The following is a 1980-nucleotide window of genomic DNA, read 5'->3' on the forward strand; positions in this document are numbered from 1 at the left end:
GGCGGCGCGCCGGTGGGCCCGCCACTCCTGGCGCCACGCCAGCGTCAGGACACCGGCGGCGATCGCGCCGCCCGCTCCGGCCAGCAACCCGGCCAGCGCGGTGGGGAGCAGCCAGCCGACGACGCGCCGGACGTCGGGGACGCGGATCGTCGTCGGTGGCTCGACCGCCACTTGAAGCCGGTTCGGGGGTGCGGGCCAGCACGCCAGGGCGGCGCCGACGCACAGGGGGGCCCACGCCGTGATCACCGGATTCTCCTTCGCTCGCGCGAGAAACCATTTGTCAGCACGCGATCGCCCCCGAGGCCGCGAAGAGGTGGCGGTCGATGGTCCAGCGGCCCGCGCGCCACACCGGCACCACCCGGGCCCGGCCATGTTCGGCGCGGAGGACGCCGACCTCGGCGAGGCGACGGCGGCCGCCCTGCTCGCGTCGCATGTGCAGGACCACGCGGATCGCCGCGACCAGCTGGCTGTGCACGGCATCGCGGCCGAGACCGCCGAGTGCGGCCAGTGCCTCGATGCGGGCGGGCACCTCCGCCGGGGAGTTCGCGTGGACGGTGCAGGCGCCGCCGTCGTGGCCCGTGTTCAGCGCGGTGAGCAACGAGCCGACCTCGGCGCCGCGGACCTCGCCGACCACCAGCCGGTCGGGGCGCATGCGGAGGGCCTGGCGCACCAGCTCGGGCAGGCCGACCGCGCCCGCACCCTCCACATTGGCCGGACGGGCGACGAGGCTGACGAACTGCGGGTGCGCGGGCTGGAGCTCGCCGGCATCTTCGACGCAGACGATCCGCTCGGCCGGGTCGACCGCGCCGAGCAGGGCGGCGAGGAGGGTGGTCTTGCCCGCTCCCGTGCCGCCGGTGACGAGGAACGCCATTCGCTTCGCGACGACGGTCTGCAGCAGCTTCGCGCCTTCGGCGTCGAACGCGCCGAGTGTGCGGAGTGCGGCGAGGTCGTGCGTCGCCGGGCGGAGGACGCGGAGGGACAGGCAGGTACCGGCTGCCGCGATCGGGGGGAGGACGGCGTGGATGCGGATCCGGCCGTGCGGACCGGCGCCGGGGAGCCAGCCGTCCACATAGGGCTGGGCGTCGTCGAGGCGGCGGCCCGCGGCGAAGGCGAGGCGCTGGGCGAGCCGGCGGACGGCTTCCTCGTTCGTGAAGTGGACGGTGGTGCGGGTGAGGCCGGCGGGGCCGTCCGTCCAGACTTCGCCCGGGCCGGTCACGAGCACGTCGGTGGTCGTGGGGTCTTCGAGGAGCGGGGCGAGCGGGCCGGCGCCGAGGAATTCGTCGCGGGCTCGGCGGGCCGCGTCTAGGACGGCGTCGTGGCCGAGGGCGCCGGCTGCCTCGGCGCGGACGGCGGTGGCGACGGCGACCGGGTCGGCCTGGCGGCGGTCGCCGGCGAGGCGGTTGCGGACGCGGTCCACGAAGTCGGTCGTCATGGGGTCACCGGGTTGGTTGGGGTGGACTGGGCTGTGACTCGGGTGCCGAGCCGTTGTGGGGACGGCGGGGAGGGCGCCGCCGAAGTGGCCTCGGCTGTGACTCGAGTGCCCGCCTGCGACGGGAGTGGCAGCGGCGCCGGGGTGGCGTCGGACGTGACGCGGGTGCCCGCCCGTGGCGGGAGTAGCAGCGGCGCCGGAATGTGCGGCCGGGTGGCGTCGGCAGTGACTCGGGTGCCGCGCCGTCGTGCGGACGGCGGCCAGGGCGCCGCCGGAGTGGCCTCGGCCGTGACTCGGGTGCCCACCTGCGACGGAAGTGGCAGCAGTGCCGGAATGTGCGGCCGGGTGGTGTCGGCTGTGACTCGGGTGCCGTGCCGTCCTCGGGACGGCAGCGGCGGCGGGATGGGCTCGGGGCCTGGCAGTAGTAGGGACAGGAAGTTCTTCGCGCTTGCCGGGCCTCGGCTTGCCAGGGTCAGGAGGGTGGGCAGGAGGAGGTCGCGCACCCTTGTCGGGGCCGTCATCGGGTGGCCAGGCAGTTCAGCGAAGCCGGG

At 75.8% G+C, this 1980-nt stretch carries 1 protein-coding gene and 1 pseudogene; both read right to left on the minus strand.

The window, feature by feature from the left end; genetic code table 11:
• Nucleotides 1–246, minus strand: a pseudogene (locus G3I65_RS20075) (type II secretion system protein); the annotation flags it as partial.
• 34 nt (nt 247–280) lie between these two features.
• Nucleotides 281–1432 (minus strand): TadA family conjugal transfer-associated ATPase, encoded by a 1152-nt coding sequence (locus G3I65_RS20080; protein ID WP_160697472.1) that lies wholly within the window; start codon nt 1430–1432, stop codon nt 281–283.
• Nucleotides 1433–1980 lie beyond the last annotated feature (548 nt).

The sequence above is a fragment of the Amycolatopsis sp. SID8362 genome (assembly GCF_010550475.1).
GTDB classification, from domain to species: Bacteria; Actinomycetota; Actinomycetes; order Mycobacteriales; family Pseudonocardiaceae; genus Amycolatopsis; species Amycolatopsis eburnea.